Genomic DNA, 16,639 nt, shown 5'->3' with positions numbered 1-16,639 from the left:
TCGTTATCCGTTGCTCGTCCTGACCGGCAGGCCGAGCTGTTTGTTTGCAAATTCTGTCAGTATCTCCAGCCCGAAGGCTGCGTTCATATGCCGGTGATCCACCGAGATCTCGTCCCCTGCCGCATCCGCAGCCCCGCGGCAGAAGCGGGCATCGGTGGCAAAAGGGGCGGCCCGGGTCTGCAGTGGCTGCTGCACGAGGCCAAAGCCGTGATCTGAGAGTTTTGCCGCCAGTTTCTGGTCGTAAATTGTCATCAACTCTTCCAGGAAGGGGATTGCCTGAAACTGGGCAAATTGCTGTGCTTCGCGGCGCGTTTCCCCCTCGTCCAGCATGGACAGAGAGCGGTAAGGCGCGTCGGTGAAAGAGAACCCTGTCTGCGTGCCAAACAGCCGTGCCATCCGTTTCACCCAAGGATCAAGGATGTGATCCAGCCAGTCCTCGACCAACTCGCGCGACAGGAAATGCGGCGCCTCGGTATCGAGATCCAACATGCCGAAACCACCCTCTTGGCCGGCCAGGCCACAAAGGCCGAACAGATCCGGGCGGTGTCCGACCGCAAGGATGTGGTCATACCCGTTCAGGCTGATCTTGTCGCACCCGTTGATGGCCACAACCGTTGCGGCGTCGTCGTCGCCAAACAGCTTGGGAACGAAATTGTTCTCCTTGTCCGGCCGACCGCGTTTGAAACTGGTGCCGGGGGAGGCGAAGAAACTCAGCGAGACCTCAGGGTAGAGCGTTTCGAACGCCTCTTTCGCGCTGCGAAGCGCACCGGCATGGGAGTTTCCGATGATCAGCACCCTGTGCTGCGCGGTCTCTTGTGGCAGGTCAGAGGTCATTTGTTGAACGCCTCCAGCAATTCATCCTCACATACCACGTCGGCCTGCGATTTTTCCTGATCCCCTTTGCGGCGGGCGCGGCGGGCCTTGCGCAGGGCACGGAGGCGGTCGCGTTTCTGGGCGTCATCGCCACCGTCCTCATCACCCTCGGCCGAGGCGACGCCGTGGCTCGCTAAAAACAGTTTCATCACACGCCCCACGCCTTCGGGGGTGACCGAACGCAGGTTGTCTTCAAAGAAACTTTTGGGGGCAGGGTGGGAGGAAATGATTTCAAATGACGGGAAATAGTCCACATCGTCGAAATCCATTGCAAGTTCCCCTGCCACGCTGCGCAGAACCGACTTGGAATAGACGGTTGCGGGCAGCACATGCTGGTCGCTGGCCGTGGCGGTCAGCGGCACCGGGGAAACGGTCAGCAGGAATTTCAGCCCCGGATTGATGGCTTTCAACGCATCGCGCAGGGCCTCAAAATCCGCCCGCACCTCATGGGCGCGGAAGTTTTTGAACCGGTAGACTTCAGGGTCGAAATCACCCGCGATCGTGCCGGGGGCCGTGGGATAGATCGTGCCGGTTTCGATATGTTCCCAAGCTTCGGTCAGGCCCAGGGTGAAGACCATGAGATCCGCTGACGCGAGCATGTTCAGAACGATATGAAGATGCTGGTCGCGCGCCTTTTCCACTAGCTCTGGCGAGGCCAGCCCGCGTGGATCAACATTCGGGCGCTGGGCATCATAAAAGCGTCCGGCTTTTTCCCAAACCGGGGTCGCCGGGATGAATTCGCCCTGCGCTTCGGCCAGAAGCTGTCGCATCTGGCGCACGGTATAGACATTGCCATAGCGGCCCGAATAGATCCGGTAGCCATGTTTTTGCGCAAGCTCCAGCGGCATCCCTTCGGGGGCGGGCTCCCCATCGAGCACGTTGAAGCCGTTTTCGCGCAGAACCCGGCCCACATGCTGGGCAAAGCAACTCCCGGCGGTGAAAATTTTCATCTCGCGATCCACCGGGAATTTCGGCTCAAACAGGTCAGAAGGAGGATAGGCCCCGGCCTTCACCACCCCACCGCGCCAGAAGCTGCGCGATGGGCGTCCTTGGTAAGGAGAGTTTTGGGGGGTGTCGGCCATGGGATCCTCCGGTTACGACAATTGCCGTTAGGCCGCGCGCGTGGTGCGCTGTTCGATGCGCTTTTCATGCGCGCCCTGAATGATGCGATGCACGTAGATGCCGGGCAGGTGGATCGCGTCGGGATCCAGCGATCCGGTCGGCACGATCTCTTCGACTTCGACCACGCAGATCTTGCCGCACATGGCGGCGGGCGGGTTGAAGTTGCGGGCGGTTTTGCGGAACACGAGGTTGCCGGTTTCATCCGCTTTCCAGGCTTTCACGATGGAGAGGTCGGCAAAAATGCCTTCTTCCATGATATAGGTCTCCATCTCGCCATTGGGGCCAGTGGGGAAATCCTTGTGTTCCTTGCCCTCGGCAATCACGGTGCCCACACCGGTTTTGGTGTAGAAGCCGGGAATGCCGTGACCGGCGGCGCGCATCCGTTCGGCCAGGGTGCCCTGCGGGTTGAATTCCAGCTCCAGCTCACCCGACAGGTATTGGCGCATGAATTCCGCGTTTTCGCCCACATAGGACGAGATCATCTTTTTCACCTGTTTGGTCTGCAACAGGATGCCAATGCCGAAATCATCGACGCCAGCGTTGTTGGACGCAAAGGACAGATCCTTGACGCCGCTCTCTTTGATTGCTTCCAGCAGCAGTTCCGGGATGCCGCACAGGCCAAAGCCGCCAGCGGCAATCAGCATTCCGTCAGACAGAAGCCCATCAAGAGCTTCGGACGCCGAGCCGTATACCTTTTTCATGAAAGTGTCCTCTCGTCAGTTCTGAGAAATGTTCTGGCGCGACGAGGGGGCACTGTCAACGAAGCTGGGGCGAAAATGATGGTTTCGCGTATTTCTACCCTGTCGAATTCGCAGTGTTTTACGCAATTTTATTGCGTCTGGCCGTTTTCTGCTCACAATTAGAAAACCACAATTGACGGAGGGGCAATGGAGCAGCTGGTATTCACATTCGAGATGGGCGTGGTCTGCGCGATGTTGGGCTTCACCGTGTTTTTGTTTGTCTCAGAGGTTGTCCGGATTGATCTGGCGGCCATCCTCGTTCTCGTCATCCTGGGCATCCTCAGCTATCACCCGTCTCTTGCCGATCTGGCTGACGTCAATCAGCTGTTCAACGGGTTTGCCTCAAACGCCGTGATCTCGATCATTGCGGTGATGATCGTGGGGGCGGGGCTGGACAAGACCGGGATCATGAACAAGGTGGCGGCCACGATCATGCAACGCGGCGGGGCGTCTGAGACACGGATCCAGCCGATTGTCGCGGGCACCGTTGGGGTGATTTCCAGCTTCATGCAGAACGTGGGGGCGGCGGCGCTGTTTTTGCCGGTGATCAGCCGGATTTCGACCCGGTCGGGGATACCGATCAATCGGCTGGCGATGCCGATGGGATTTTGCGCGATCCTTGGCGGCACCATGACCATGGTCGGGTCGTCCCCGCTGATCTTGCTCAATGATTTGCTGCAAACCGCAAATGAAAGCCTGCCCGAGGGCCAGAAGATGGAGCTTTTCGGCCTGTTTTCCGTGGCCCCGGTGGGGGTGGTGCTGGTGCTCAGCGGGATCTTTTATTTCCTGCTGCTGGGGCGCTGGGTGCTGCCGGAAAGCGGTGCGGTCAGTGACAGCTCGGTCGGGCAGGGCACCTCGGATTACCTCAAACGTGTCTATGGCCTGACCGCGTCGGTCTATGAGGTGGAAGTGCCGGGTGACAGCCCGCTGGTGGGGCAGATCCTGGCGGATGTGAATATGGAAAACCACCTTTACATCATCTCGACCTTCTATCGCGGCAAGACCTCGATGGTGCAGGTTCTGACCGCAGAGATTGCGGCGCCCTGTCGGCTGGCCATTATCGGGAAAAAGGAGGAGGTGGACTGCTTTGCCGAGAAATACGGGCTGACCGTGTGTCCCCAGCTGGATGTGTTCACCGAAGAATTTGCCGCCACCAATGCAGGTATCGCCGAACTGGTGATCCCGCCGGAAAGTGACCTGATCGGCAAATCCCCGCGTGAGTTGCTGCTGCGCAAAACCTATGGTCTGTCGCTGCTGGCGATCCACCGGCGCGAAGAAACGCTGAGCCATGTGGAAACCGATGATCATGTGCCGACCCAGATCGGCCTTGAGAAGTTTGAGCTGGGCGACATGCTGGTGACGCATACCCGCTGGGACAACCTGACCCGCCTGCAGGGCAATCAGAACTTTGTCATCATGACCTCGGATTTCCCGCAAGAAGAGCTGCGCCCGCATAAGGTGGGCTGGGCGATGCTGTTCTTTGCCCTCTCGCTGTCGCTGATCCTGTTTACCGATGTGCGCCTGTCGCTGTGCCTGCTGACCGGGGCGGTGGGGATGCTGCTGTCGCGCGTCCTGTCGATTGACGAGGCGTATAATGCGGTGGGCTGGAATACGGTGTTCCTGCTTGCGTGCCTGATCCCGCTGGGGCAGGCGGTGCAGAACACGGGCACGGCGGAATGGATTGCGCAACAGATCCTGACCGCGCTGGACGGGTGGCCGATCTGGTCGCTTCAGGCCGGGATTGCGGTGCTGGCCACCGGATTTTCGCTGGTGATGTCCAATGTGGGGGCCACGGTTTTGCTGGTGCCCCTGGCGGTGTCGATTGCGGTGGCGGCCGGGGCCAGCCCCGCGCTTTTTGCACTGACCGTGGCAATCTCAACCTCGAACTCCTTCATCATCCCAACCCATCAGGTCAATGCGCTGATCATGGGGCCGGCCGGCTACAAGGTGAAAGACTTCGTCAAGGCCGGGGGGATCATGACGGTGCTGTTCTTGGTGATTTCCCTGATCATGTTGAACGTCGTGTTCTGAACAGCCAGAGGGACCAGAGGGTCAAGACAAAAGCAAAAGCCCCGCCGAAAGATCGGCGGGGCTTTTTTCGTTCACAGGATTGGCGTCACTTCTTGGCCGCGGCCTTTTTCTTTGGTGCAGCCTTTTTTGCGACGGCTTTTTTCTTGGCAGGCTTCTTTTTCGCCGATTTCTCAGCAATCAGCGCCACGGCCATCTCCATCGTCACGTCTTCGGGTTTCACATCCTTTGGAATGGTCGCATTGACCTTTTCCCACTTCACGTAAGGGCCATAGCGCCCATCAAGGATGTTCACAGCCCCCCCGTCCTCCGGGTGGTCTCCCAGCTCCTTGAGCGGCTTGGCGGCGGCACGTCCGCGACCACGGCCCGGATTGGCGCGTTTTTCCGCGAGCATTTCGACCGCGCGGTTCATGCCGATCTCAAAGACATCCAGTGTTTCCTTGAGGTTCACGTAAACCGGTTTCTCCTCGTCGGGCAATTGGTGCGCAATGTAAGGCCCGAACCGGCCAAGGTTCGATTGGATCGCGCCCCCGTCCGGGTGCTGGCCAATGGTGCGCGGCAGGGTCAGAAGGGTCACGGCCTGTTCCAGCGTCAGCTCATTCGGACCCCAGCCGGGCAGGAACTCCTTGCCTTGTTTCGGCAGGGACGAACGCGGCGGTTTCTTGTTCTCAGGCGCCGGTTCCCCGCGCTGAACATAGGGGCCGAAACGACCGGATTTCAGGTGGATCTCATCGCCATTATCTTCGCCCAGAACCCGCTCATACCCTTCTGCCCCTTCACCGGAAATCGGGCGGGTATAGTTGCAGTCCGGGTAGTTTCCGCAGCCGACAAACCCGCCAGTGCGTGAGGTTTTCAGATGCAGTTGACCAGTGCCGCATTTGGGGCAGCTGCGCGGATCGGTGCCGTCTTCGCGCGGCGGGTAAAGCTGCGGGGCAAGGGCCGCGTCCAGCTTGTCGAGCACTTCGGAAATGCGCAGCTCGGATGTTTCCCCGATCGCGGCTGAGAAATCACGCCAGAACCGGGTCAGCACATCCTTGTAATTGGCCTCACCCGCCGAGATTTCATCCAGTTCTTCTTCCAAGTTCGCTGTGAATTCATAGCCCACATATTTGCGGAAGAAATTGACCAGGAAGATGGTCACGATCCGGCCCTTGTCCTCGGGGAACAGGCGGTTTTTGTCCTTGCGCACATATTCGCGGTCCTGGATCGTGGTGATCACAGAGGCATAGGTGGACGGGCGGCCGATACCCAGCTCTTCCATCCGTTTGACCAGCGTCGCCTCGGTATAGCGGGGCGGGGGCTGGGTGAAGTGCTGTTCAGGCGTGATCGTGCGTTTGTCAGCCGGTTCGCCCTGCATGATCTGCGGCAGGCGCTTGTCATCCTCATCGACCACCGCGTCGTCGCGGCCTTCTTCGTAGACCTTCAGGAAACCTTCAAAGACAACCACTTGCCCGGTGGCGCGCAGGCCAACCTGCCCATCGTCTGATCCGATCTCAACCGTGGTGCGTTCAAACCGTGCGCTTTCCATCTGGCTGGCGAGCGTGCGTTTCCAGATCAGGTCGTAAAGCTTGCGCTGATCGGGTTCCAGCCGGCCCAGATCCTCGGCCGAGACGTTCATATCGGTCGGGCGGATACATTCGTGCGCTTCCTGCGCATTCTTGGCCTTGTTCTTGTAAACGCGGGGTTTTTCCGGGGTGAATTCCTTACCAAACCGCGCGGCAATTGCGTCACGTGCGGCCGTGACCGCTTCGGGCGCCATGTCGATCCCGTCGGTCCGCATATAGGTGATGTAACCCGCTTCATAAAGCCGCTGCGCGGTCGACATGGTCTGGCGCGCACCAAAGCCGAACTTGCGGCTGGCTTCCTGTTGCAGGGTTGAGGTCATGAAGGGCGGTGACGGGTTGCGATTGGCGGGTTTGGCTTCCACCGAGCGCACGGTCAGATCGCGTGAGGAAATTGCCTGAACGGCCATTTCAGCTGCGGTTTCATTCGCAAGACTGTGTTTGTCGAGCTTGTCGCCGCCCAGCACCGTCAGCTTGGCTTCAAATTCCTGCCCGCGCGGAGTGGCGAGGGCCGCCTTGACCGACCAGTATTCGCGGGCGTTGAACGCCTCAATCTCCTGTTCGCGTTCGACGATCAGGCGCAGGCAGACCGATTGCACACGACCCGCAGACCGCGCGCCCGGCAGTTTGCGCCACAGAACCGGCGACAGGTTGAAGCCCACAAGGTAATCCAGTGCCCGGCGGGCCAGATAGGCCTCGACCAGATCGCTGTCCACCTGACGCGGATTGGCCATGGCATCCAGCACCGCATCCTTGGTGATCGCATTGAAGGTCACGCGCGAAACCGGCGTGTCTTTCTTGATCGAGCGGCGCTTGCGCAGCGCCTCTTCCAGATGCCACGAAATCGCTTCCCCTTCGCGATCAGGGTCGGTCGCGAGGATCAGGGCGTTGTCTTCTTTCAGCGCCTCGGCAATCGCGCGCACATGTTTTTTCGAGTCGTTTCCGACCTCCCACACCATGTCGAACCCGTGATCCGGGTCGACCGAACCGTTTTTGGCCGGCAGGTCGCGCACATGGCCGTATGAGGCCAGCACGGTATAATCCTTGCCAAGATATTTATTGATGGTTTTGGCCTTGGCCGGGCTTTCGACAACAACGACGGGCATGCAATCCTCATGTAAACAAATCACACCGCTTTCGGGATGCAAGCGGGTTGGTATCTGGGGACGCTAGATGTGGCCGGAAGGGGGGCGTTGTCAATGGCACTTCTCTCTATAATAAGGTCTGCGATGTCGCGCCCCCTTAAGGGGGCGGAAAAATACGTGGATTTCGACAGGGGAGCAAAACCGGTTCTGCAGGGCTGGAACATTTGTGGAACGCCCCCTTTCCCTGCTGCGGCCAGATTGCTAAAGAGACGGTATGAGCGATATTGATGACGACGATCTGTTCGAAGAGTTCGAGGCCGGGGAACCCGCCCCGATGGCGCCTGCTGCGCCGAAAATACCGCTGTCGCAGCGGGCGCTGGGCATGGCTGCGTCGCGCCCTGCACCCTATCTCGACGGTCTGAATCCGGCTCAGCGCGAAGCGGTTGAGGCGTTGGACGGCCCGGTTCTGATGCTGGCAGGCGCAGGCACCGGCAAGACCAAGGCCCTGACCACGCGGATTGCGCATCTGCTCTACACCCGCACCGCCCAGCCCAATCAAATCCTCTCTGTGACCTTCACCAACAAGGCCGCGCGTGAGATGAAAAATCGGGTCGCCGCGCTGTTGGGGCAGACGGTGGAAGGGATGCCCTGGATGGGCACGTTCCACTCGATCTGCGTGAAACTTCTGCGCCGCCACGCTGAGCTGGTTGGGCTGAAATCGAACTTCACCATCCTCGATACAGATGATCAGAACCGCCTGCTGAAACAGTTGATTGTCGCGGCGGATATCGACGAAAAACGCTGGCCCGCGCGACTTTTGTCCGGGGTGATCGACAATTGGAAGAACCGGGCATGGACCCCCGCGCAAGTCCCGACGGGGGATGCTTCGGCCTTTAACGGCAAAGGCGTGGATCTGTATCACCAGTATCAGGAGCGGCTGAAGGCGCTCAATGCCTGCGATTTTGGTGATCTGCTGTTGCACATGGTCACGATCTTTCAGACCCACGAGGATATCCTCGCGCAGTATCAACGCTGGTTCAGATATATCCTCGTCGACGAATACCAAGACACCAACGTCGCCCAATACCTGTGGCTGCGGTTGCTCGCACAGGGGCATAAGAACATCTGCTGTGTGGGGGATGATGACCAGTCGATCTATGGCTGGCGCGGGGCCGAGGTGGGCAATATCCTGCGGTTCGAGGCTGATTTCCCCGGCGCAAAAGTGGTGAAACTGGAACAGAATTACCGCTCTACCGCACATATTCTGGGGGCTGCGGCGGGGGTCATTCGTGGCAATGAAAACCGGCTGGGCAAAGAGCTGTGGACCGAGGCTGAGGGCGGCGACAAGGTGCGCCTCATTGGCCATTGGGACGGGGATGAAGAGGCGCGCTGGGTCGGTGAAGAGATTGAGGCGATGCAGTCCGGCACACGTGGCCAGGATCCGCGCTCGCTTGACGATATCGCAATCCTCGTGCGCGCCTCGCACCAGATGCGCGCTTTTGAAGATCGGTTCCTGACCATCGGTCTGCCCTACCGCGTCGTTGGCGGCCCGCGCTTTTACGAACGGATGGAGATCCGCGATGCCATGGCCTATTTCCGGCTGGCGGTCAGTCAGGAGGATGATCTGGCGTTTGAGCGGATTGTGAACACGCCCCGGCGCGGATTGGGCGACAAGGCGGTGCAGACGATCCAGATCATGGCGCGCACAAATGGCGTGTCGCTGGTCGAAGGGGCGCGGCTTGCGGTGGAGCAGGGCGCGATCAAGGGCAAGGGGGCCAAGGGGCTCCGGGAGCTGGTTGACGGGCTGGATCGCTGGCACGCCATTTTGCGGGTGCAGGGGCTGCCTCGTTCCGATGACGATGCGCTGATCGAACAGCCGGGGGAACTGGCGCTGGATCTGAGCGCGCTGCCCAAGGACCTGCCCAAGACGCATATCGAGCTGGCCGAAATGATCCTTGATGAGTCTGGCTATACCGGCCATTGGCAGAACGATAAAACGCCTGAGGCACCGGGGCGGCTTGAAAACCTCAAGGAACTGGTGAAGGCGCTGGAAACGTTTGAAAACCTGCAAGGCTTTCTCGAACATGTCAGCCTGATCATGGACAATGACAGTGACGACGCCGAGGAAAAGGTCACGATCATGACGCTGCACGCGGCGAAGGGGTTGGAATATCCGGCCGTGTTTTTGCCGGGCTGGGAGGACGGGTTGTTCCCGTCACAGCGTTCGATGGATGAAAGCGGCCTCAAGGGGCTCGAAGAGGAACGTCGCCTCGCCTATGTGGGCATCACCCGCGCAGAAGAGATCTGCACGATTTCCTTTGCCTCGAATCGTCGGGTCTATGGCCAGTGGCAATCGCAATTGCCGTCGCGTTTCGTGGATGAACTGCCCGAAGAACATGTCGATGTGCTGACCCCGCCCGGCCTTTACGGGGGCGGGTATGGGGCCGCGGCGGGTGGTTTTGATATGGGGGTCGGGTCGCAGATCGAACAGCGCGCCAGGCATGCTGATGCCTATAACTCGCCGGGATGGAAGCGGATGCAGGCCAATACCGGCGGGCGTTTGCGCGCCAAGTCCAGCCCGAGTGAGGCAAAAGGACTGGTGATCGATCTGGCGGCGGTCAGCTCCTTCACGCAGGGCAACCGCGTTTTTCATCAGAAATTCGGCTATGGCACGGTGATGGGGGTTGAGGGTGACAAGCTCGATATCGAATTTGACCGGGCGGGCGCCAAGAAGGTGCTGGGCAAGTTTCTGGTTCCGGCGGAACAGGCTGGCGACGTGCCGTTCTGAGGGGGATCTGTCTGAAAAATGCAAAAGGCGTCCGAGGGGGCGCCTTTTTTGTTTTGCCCGGTTTGTTTTGCCCGGTTTGTTTTGATTGGGTCGCAAGTCCAAAAAAAACGGCGATGCCAGGGAGGAGGGGCATCGCCGTTCTTTCTGTGGCGCGGCTCTCAGGGAGGAGGAGAGAGCCGGCTCAGCTGCATCCGGGTCAGGGAGGAGGAGCGACCCGTCTGCAATTTTGGATGCCAAGGGAGGAGAGGCATCCGAAACTTTGGAGCGGCAGCCTCCAGGGAGGAGGAGGGGAGGCTGCCGCATCCCGGGGCCTGCATAAGGGAGGAGGCGCAGGCCCGGAAAAAGGATCGACTGGCGGGGGCAGGGAGGAGGAAGCCCCCGCCGTCAATCAAGGTGCTGCAGGGAGGAGGAGCAGCACCTATTGAAACATCATGCGCCGTAGGCGGCTTTGTGGGCGATCGCGTGGATCTCACCACGGCTGATGCCAAGATCGTTCAGCTCGGCATTGGTCAGCTTGCTCAGCTCACGCACGGTTTCACGAAACAGCGCGTGGTTTGCATAGGCTTCTTTCCAGCCTTCCAGCATGGAAAAGAAACGATCAACGATGCCGGCGTGGGCGTTCAGAATTTCGGTGGCATGTGCCATGGTGCGTCTCGCTTTGCGTATCTCGGGTGCGGCGCCTTCGGGATGCCCGGGCAGTCGCGGAAATGTCGTTGGCGCCGTGCTGGCGTCGTTGGAGGGGTATTTGGCGATTGTGCTGCGAATGCACAATCCCCGACGGTCACAATGCCGCTATGCAGAAAATGCATACGTATCGCTGACCTAATTTCACGAAACCGTTACCGAAACCTGCCGTCCCCCGCCCACGTGGCGGCGTGCCGCAGGGTGGATTGAGGGCTGATTGCCTGAGGCCCCTTGTATCTCGTCCGTGAAGCGGCCAAATGTGGGGCGCAGCTTTAGCAGGAGGTGGCCGTGGCCCAATCGCGCGATAAAATCATGTCTGTTCTCTCATCCATTGCCCTGCCCGATGGCGGGGACCTGGCGTCACGCGACATGGTGCGTGCGCTGAATGTTGACGGGGGCACGGTCAGCTTTGTAATCGAGGCAGCCACCCCTGAGCAGGCCGCCGGAATGGAGCCGCAGCGCCACGCGGCCGAAGCGGCCATTGCAGCACTTGATGGGGTTGAGAAAGTCACCGCCATTCTGACCGCCCATGGGGCCGCCCCCGCGAAACCCGCGCAGGCGCCGAACCTCAAGATCGGGGGGCATCCGAAGCCGCAGGCCGGACCGATGGCCGTGCCGGGGGTGAAAAACATCATCGCGATTGCGTCTGGCAAGGGCGGTGTCGGCAAATCCACCGTCAGTTCCAACCTCGCCGTGGCGCTGGCCAAGCAAGGGCGCAAAGTGGGGCTTTTGGATGCGGACATCCTGGGGCCGTCGCAACCTCGCATGATGGGCACCAATGCACGGCCCTCATCGCCCGATGGTGAAAAACTGGTGCCGGTCGAGGCGCATGGGGTCAAGCTCATGTCGATTGGGCTGATGCTGAAGTCGGACCGGGAATCGGTGGTCTGGCGTGGGCCGATGCTGATGGGGGCGCTGCAGCAGATGCTGTTTCAGGTCGACTGGGCACCGCTTGACGTGCTGATCATCGACCTGCCGCCGGGCACCGGGGATGTGCAGCTTACACTGGCGCAGAAGTCACAGCTTTCGGGCGCGGTGATCGTGTCGACGCCGCAGGATGTGGCGCTTCTGGATGCCCGCAAGGCAATTGACATGTTCGGCAAGGTGAACATCCCGATCCTTGGTCTGATTGAGAACATGTCGTCTTACACCTGCCCGAACTGTGGGCATGAGGCGCATCTGTTTGGCCATGGCGGGGTGAAGGCCGAGGCCGAAGAACTGGGGGCCCCTTTCCTGGGGGAGCTGCCCCTGTCACTGGATGTGCGACTGGCGGGGGATGCCGGATCCCCTGCGGTTCTGGAAGGTGGCTCGGTGGCGGAGGCCTATGCCCGCGTGGCGCAGAACCTCGTGGAGCGTGGTCTGGCCTGACCCTCTCAAAATATCCCTCCAGCCAAACGCCCGCCGCAGAGCGGGCGTTTTCTTTTGCTGTGGGGCATGGGTCTGTCAGGGCAGTTTTCCAGGGGCTGGGAAAAGATGGGACACAGGTTGAGGCGACGCGTGGGAAATCATGGGCGGCGTGGGAAAATATGGTTGAGAATGCCCGGACCTCATGGGAAACGCATCTGAATATGCAAAAAATTCCGGTATTTTTGGGAATTTTGCGGTGAAATTGGCCTCATTCGAAAAAAATACGGGAATTATTGGGAAAAAATGCACGCAAAATTTTGCGCTATATATTGTGTTCGTTTTGGTATCTTCCGCTAGGTTTGTGGAAAAAGCTTAGAATTTCCTTGAGTTTTTCACTTTCTTGGCGAGGGGTTGCAGCACTCGGGACGCAAAAATCCCATCATGGGGTATTGCATCCCATGAATTCCCAAGCTAATACTTGTATCCATGATGAGGACGGGACAAACGAGGCGCTAAGACCTCAGTGACACTCCCAAGTCAGGTTTCATACAGGCACCCGCTTCATCAGGTAAAGAGATCCGGCGCGTACGCGAGCAGACATCCCCCCAGGTGGCGCGCGCGACTGGACACCCGGAAACGGGCATGGCGGCGGATTGATCAGTGGCAGCTAGATCAATTCGCCGTTTTTCATTCAAGGGCCCCCACGCAGATCACGTGGACCCCGCGAGAGGACAGGAAAGGGACCGTAGCGTGGCACGCAGGTTCAGAGGTGAAAGCCACCACAAGGTGGATGCAAAGGGCAGGGTCTCGATCCCAGCCCTGTTTCGCCGTGTTCTTGAGGCGGGCGACCCGGACCATCGCGAGGGCGACAACCCCAATCTGGTCATTGTCTACGGCGATCACCGCCGCAACTATCTGGAATGCTATACCATCGAAGCCATTGACGAGGTGGACGAGCAGATTGCCAAGCTTCCGCGTGGCTCCATCGAGCGCCGGATGCTGGAGCGCCTGTTCAACGGGCAATCCTTCCCGACCTCGGTGGATGAAACAGGTCGCCTGGTGCTGCCGGCCAAGCTGCGCCAGAAAATCGACCTCGACAAAGAAGCGTTTTTCATTGCCACGGGGGACACGTTCCAGATCTGGAAGCCCGAGACCTTTGAAGAGGTTGAGATGGCCAGGACCGAGGCCTGGCTGGATGAGCAACCTGATGATTTCGACCCGCTGACATTGCTTGGCGGGGCAGGAGAGTAAGATGACACCGGCTGCCACCCCTGATCGTCCCCACATCCCCGTTCTGCTGAGGCCGCTCCTTGAGGCGGTCTCTTCTGACTCTGGCACCCTGTCCGGGGATTGGGCTGATGGCACCTTTGGGGCCGGGGGATATACCCGTGGCCTGCTGGACGCGGGCGCCAATTGGGTGGCGGGCATTGACCGCGATCCGATGGTGTTTGAGATGGCGCAGGGCTGGGTGGGCCAATATGGTGATCGCCTTGCGCTGTGCGAAGGCACGTTTTCCGAACTCGACACGCTGGCCGGGCGGCCGCTTGATGGGGTTGTGCTGGATCTGGGCGTCAGCTCGATGCAGCTGGACATGGCGGAACGTGGCTTCTCCTTCATGCGCGATGGGCCGCTTGATATGCGGATGAGCCAGTCCGGGCCGTCGGCTGCGGATTTTGTCAATGAGGCGGATGAGGCTGATATCGCTGATGTGCTTTATCAATACGGCGAAGAACGGGCCTCGCGTCGGATTGCCAAGGCAATTGTAAAGGCGCGCACGGATCAGCCGTTTGAAACCACCTTGCAATTGGTTGACGTGATCGAGAAATGCCTGCCGCGCGCCAAGCCCGGTCAAAGCCACCCGGCCACGCGCAGTTTCCAGGCGATCCGCATCGCGGTGAATGATGAATTTGGTCAGTTGATCGAAGGGCTTGAGGCGGCAGAACGCGCGCTTAAGCCCGGTGGAAAGCTGGCGGTGGTGACCTTCCATTCGATGGAAGATCGGGTGGTGAAGCGGTATCTGCAGGCGCGCGCCTCGGTCGGTGGTGGCGGGTCGCGGTATGCACCCGAACGGGCCAAAGAGGTGCCGACCTTTCAGCTTACCCCGAAAAAGGCAATTGGGCCGGATGCCGAGGAGCTTGAGGAAAACCCCCGCGCCCGGTCTGCACGCCTTCGGGTGGCCACCCGCACCGATGCGCCCGCGGGCCCCGTGGACCGCTCGAAACTCGGTCTTCCGAAACTTGTTCTTAAAGGGTCTTGAGAATGCGTTCCTTTCTTTACCTCTGCTCGGCACTTGTGGTGATGGGATTGGCCTATTGGGCCTATTCGGAGAACTACAAGACCCAGGCGGCGCTGGATAAGGTCGAAGGATTGCAGCATGATATCGGCCGGATGCAGGAAGAGCTTGCGGTGTTGCGTGCCGAATGGGCCTATCTCAATCGCCCGGAACGGCTACGGGATCTCGCGGAACTCAACTATGCCCGCCTGGGGCTGTTGCCGCTCGCACCGGAGCAGTTCAGCCATGTGGATCAGATCGCCTATCCGTCAGAGGAGCCGCTTGCGGTGACGGAAACCATTGAGGTCAGTGGCGAGATTTCCGATGAGGAGGCCCGCCCATGAGCCGGATCCCACTGCGCCCACTGGCCCGTATTCTGGACGCCCGTGCGAAAGGGGAAAACCCCGATCAGATCGAACGCGAAAACCTGAATGACCGCCATGAGGTGATCCGCGACAGGGTGCGCCTGCGCACCGAAGGCAGGCTTTTGGTGCTGGCGGGTGTGTTCCTCAGTGCGTTTGTGGTTGTGGGCGCGCGCATGTCGATCCTGTCCGCGTCCGAGCCGCAGGAGCCACGCGGGCAGGTTGCCGGATCCGCGATTGCCACGGCGCGGGCCGATATTCTGGACCGCAATGGGCGGATCCTTGCCACCAATCTTGTGACCCATGCGCTTTACGCTCAGACCCGCGACATGGTGGATCCGCCTCGCGCCGCGGCAGAGCTGGCCAAGATCTTCCCGGATCTTGATGAAAAAGAGCTGCTGGAGGATTTCACCGGCAAGCGTAAGTTCCTGTGGATCAAGAAAAAAATCAGTCCCGAACAGAAACAGGCTGTGTTTGATATCGGTGAGCCGGGCCTTCTGTTTGGACCCCGCGAAATGCGTCTTTTCCCAAATGGTCGACTGGCCGCCCATGTGTTGGGTGGGGCAAGTTTCGGCAAGGAAGGTGTGTCTGCGGCCGAGGTGATCGGTGTTGCCGGGGTTGAAAAGCAGTTTGATGAGTTTCTGCGTGACCCGGCAAATGGTGGGGCTCCTCTGGAACTGTCGCTGGATTTGACGGTGCAGACGGCCATTGAGCAGGTTCTGTATGGCGGTATGAAGCTGATGAACGCCAAAGGGGCGGCGTCGGTGCTGATGGATGTGCATACCGGCGAGGTGATCTCGGTGGTATCGCTGCCGGATTTCGACCCGAACAACCGTCCGCGCCCGTTGACCGTGGCGGATCGTGGCAAGGATCAGTCCGACAGCCCGCTGTTCAACCGTGCGGTACAGGGGGTTTATGAACTGGGCTCGACCTTCAAGATCTTTACCGCCATTCAGGCGATGGATCTTGGTCTGGTCAATCCGAACACCGTGATCGACACGGGTGTGCCGATGAAAATTGGCAAATTCCGGATCAAGGAATTCAAAAACAAGAATTATGGTGAGCTGTCCGTCAGCGACATCATTGTCAAATCCTCGAACCGGGGCACCGGGCGTATGGCGCTGGAAATCGGCCCGGAGCGTCAGCAGGAGTTCTTGAAAACACTGGGCTTTTTCGAACGCACCCCGTTTGAGATTGTTGAGGCGCAGGGCTCGACCCCGCTGCTTCCGCCAAAATGGGGCAAGCTGTCGACCGTGACCATTTCCTATGGCCACGGGCTGTCTTCCACCCCGATGCATCTGGCCTCTGCCTATGCGGCCATTGCCAATGGCGGCTATGCGGTGACGCCGACGGTGCTTAAGCAAACTCAGGCCAAACGTGGCCCACGGGTGATGAGCGAAGCCTCGGCTGTGGCCGCGCGTCAGATGTTGCGCAAAGTGGTGACCGAGGGCACCGCCTCTTTTGGTGAGGTTGAGGGCTATCAGGTGGCGGGCAAGACCGGCACCGCAGACAAGCCCAAACCCGGTGGCGGTTATTACGATGATAAGGTGATCAACACTTTTGCCAGCATGTTCCCGGCAGACAATCCGCGATATGTGCTGATCGTGACACTGGATGAGCCGGTGGAAACCTCCGGTCCGAAACCGCGCCGCACCGCTGGCTGGACCGCGGTTCCCGTTGCGGCCGAGATCGTGCGCCGGGTTGCCCCGCTTTTGGGGATGAAGCCAAAGATTGAACCTTTGGACCCAACTGGGCTAACACTCACCTCAAACTGAA

General features: G+C 59.7%; 12 protein-coding genes. 7 read left to right on the top strand and 5 right to left on the bottom strand.

The window, feature by feature from the left end; all coding sequences use genetic code 11:
* Positions 1–3: 3 nt before the first annotated feature.
* From XMD517_RS05490 to XMD517_RS05480, 3 genes are read right to left on the bottom strand one after another with little or no spacing between them, the layout of a single operon-like run.
* Entirely contained in the window at positions 4–834 is an 831-nt protein-coding gene (locus XMD517_RS05490; RefSeq protein ID WP_173486521.1) for a hypothetical protein, read from the bottom strand.
* Entirely contained in the window at positions 831–1,955 is a 1,125-nt protein-coding gene (locus tag XMD517_RS05485; RefSeq protein WP_173486520.1) for a GSCFA domain-containing protein, read from the bottom strand. Before XMD517_RS05485 ends, XMD517_RS05490 begins: the two co-directional genes overlap by 4 nt.
* Positions 1,956–1,982: 27 nt before the next feature.
* Positions 1,983–2,696: a CoA transferase subunit A gene (locus tag XMD517_RS05480; RefSeq protein ID WP_173486519.1), complete on the bottom strand. Its 714-nt coding sequence runs from the start codon at positions 2,694–2,696 to the stop codon at positions 1,983–1,985.
* A 186-nt stretch (positions 2,697–2,882) separates the two neighbouring features.
* Here XMD517_RS05480 and XMD517_RS05475 point away from each other — a divergent pair, with 186 nt between their 5' ends.
* Positions 2,883–4,766, top strand: coding sequence for an SLC13 family permease (locus XMD517_RS05475; RefSeq protein WP_173486518.1), 1,884 nt, complete (start codon positions 2,883–2,885; stop codon positions 4,764–4,766).
* A gap of 85 nt (positions 4,767–4,851) precedes the next feature.
* Here XMD517_RS05475 and topA read toward each other — a convergent pair whose 3' ends face one another.
* Positions 4,852–7,431 (bottom strand): type I DNA topoisomerase, encoded by a 2,580-nt coding sequence (gene topA / locus XMD517_RS05470; RefSeq protein ID WP_173486517.1) that lies wholly within the window; start codon positions 7,429–7,431, stop codon positions 4,852–4,854.
* A 253-nt stretch (positions 7,432–7,684) separates the two neighbouring features.
* Between topA and XMD517_RS05465 the strand changes: the two genes are divergently transcribed.
* Positions 7,685–10,198, top strand: coding sequence for an ATP-dependent helicase (locus tag XMD517_RS05465; protein ID WP_173486516.1), 2,514 nt, complete (start codon positions 7,685–7,687; stop codon positions 10,196–10,198).
* Positions 10,199–10,627: 429 nt separating this feature from the next.
* Here XMD517_RS05465 and XMD517_RS05460 read toward each other — a convergent pair whose 3' ends face one another.
* The gene (locus XMD517_RS05460; protein WP_055191475.1) at positions 10,628–10,843 is read right to left on the bottom strand and encodes a DUF1127 domain-containing protein; all 216 of its coding nucleotides are present in this window, start codon (positions 10,841–10,843) and stop codon (positions 10,628–10,630) included.
* Positions 10,844–11,170: 327 nt separating this feature from the next.
* Between XMD517_RS05460 and XMD517_RS05455 the strand changes: the two genes are divergently transcribed.
* The 5 genes from XMD517_RS05455 to XMD517_RS05435 all read left to right on the top strand — a co-directional run bounded on the left by XMD517_RS05455 (position 11,171) and on the right by XMD517_RS05435 (position 16,638).
* Complete coding sequence (locus tag XMD517_RS05455) at positions 11,171–12,250, top strand: Mrp/NBP35 family ATP-binding protein (RefSeq protein ID WP_055192432.1); 1,080 nt, start codon at positions 11,171–11,173, stop codon at positions 12,248–12,250.
* Between the two features lie 729 nt (positions 12,251–12,979).
* On the top strand, positions 12,980–13,480 hold the full coding sequence (mraZ, locus tag XMD517_RS05450) for a division/cell wall cluster transcriptional repressor MraZ (protein WP_074963811.1): 501 nt from the start codon (positions 12,980–12,982) through the stop codon (positions 13,478–13,480).
* A 1-nt stretch (position 13,481) separates the two neighbouring features.
* Positions 13,482–14,486, top strand: coding sequence for a 16S rRNA (cytosine(1402)-N(4))-methyltransferase RsmH (rsmH, locus tag XMD517_RS05445; RefSeq protein ID WP_173486515.1), 1,005 nt, complete (start codon positions 13,482–13,484; stop codon positions 14,484–14,486).
* A 2-nt stretch (positions 14,487–14,488) separates the two neighbouring features.
* Positions 14,489–14,845, top strand: a complete 357-nt coding sequence (locus tag XMD517_RS05440; protein ID WP_173486514.1) for a cell division protein FtsL — start codon at positions 14,489–14,491, stop codon at positions 14,843–14,845.
* Positions 14,842–16,638 carry a penicillin-binding protein 2 gene (locus XMD517_RS05435; protein WP_173486513.1) on the top strand — a complete coding sequence of 599 codons (1,797 nt, stop codon included), beginning with the start codon at positions 14,842–14,844 and terminating at the stop codon, positions 16,636–16,638. Before XMD517_RS05440 ends, XMD517_RS05435 begins: the two co-directional genes overlap by 4 nt.
* Position 16,639 lies beyond the last annotated feature (1 nt).

It is taken from the genome of Aliiroseovarius sp. xm-d-517, assembly GCF_013283135.1.
In the GTDB taxonomy this organism is placed as follows: domain Bacteria; phylum Pseudomonadota; class Alphaproteobacteria; order Rhodobacterales; family Rhodobacteraceae; genus Aliiroseovarius; species Aliiroseovarius crassostreae.
This window is presented reverse-complemented; position numbering and strand designations above follow the sequence as displayed.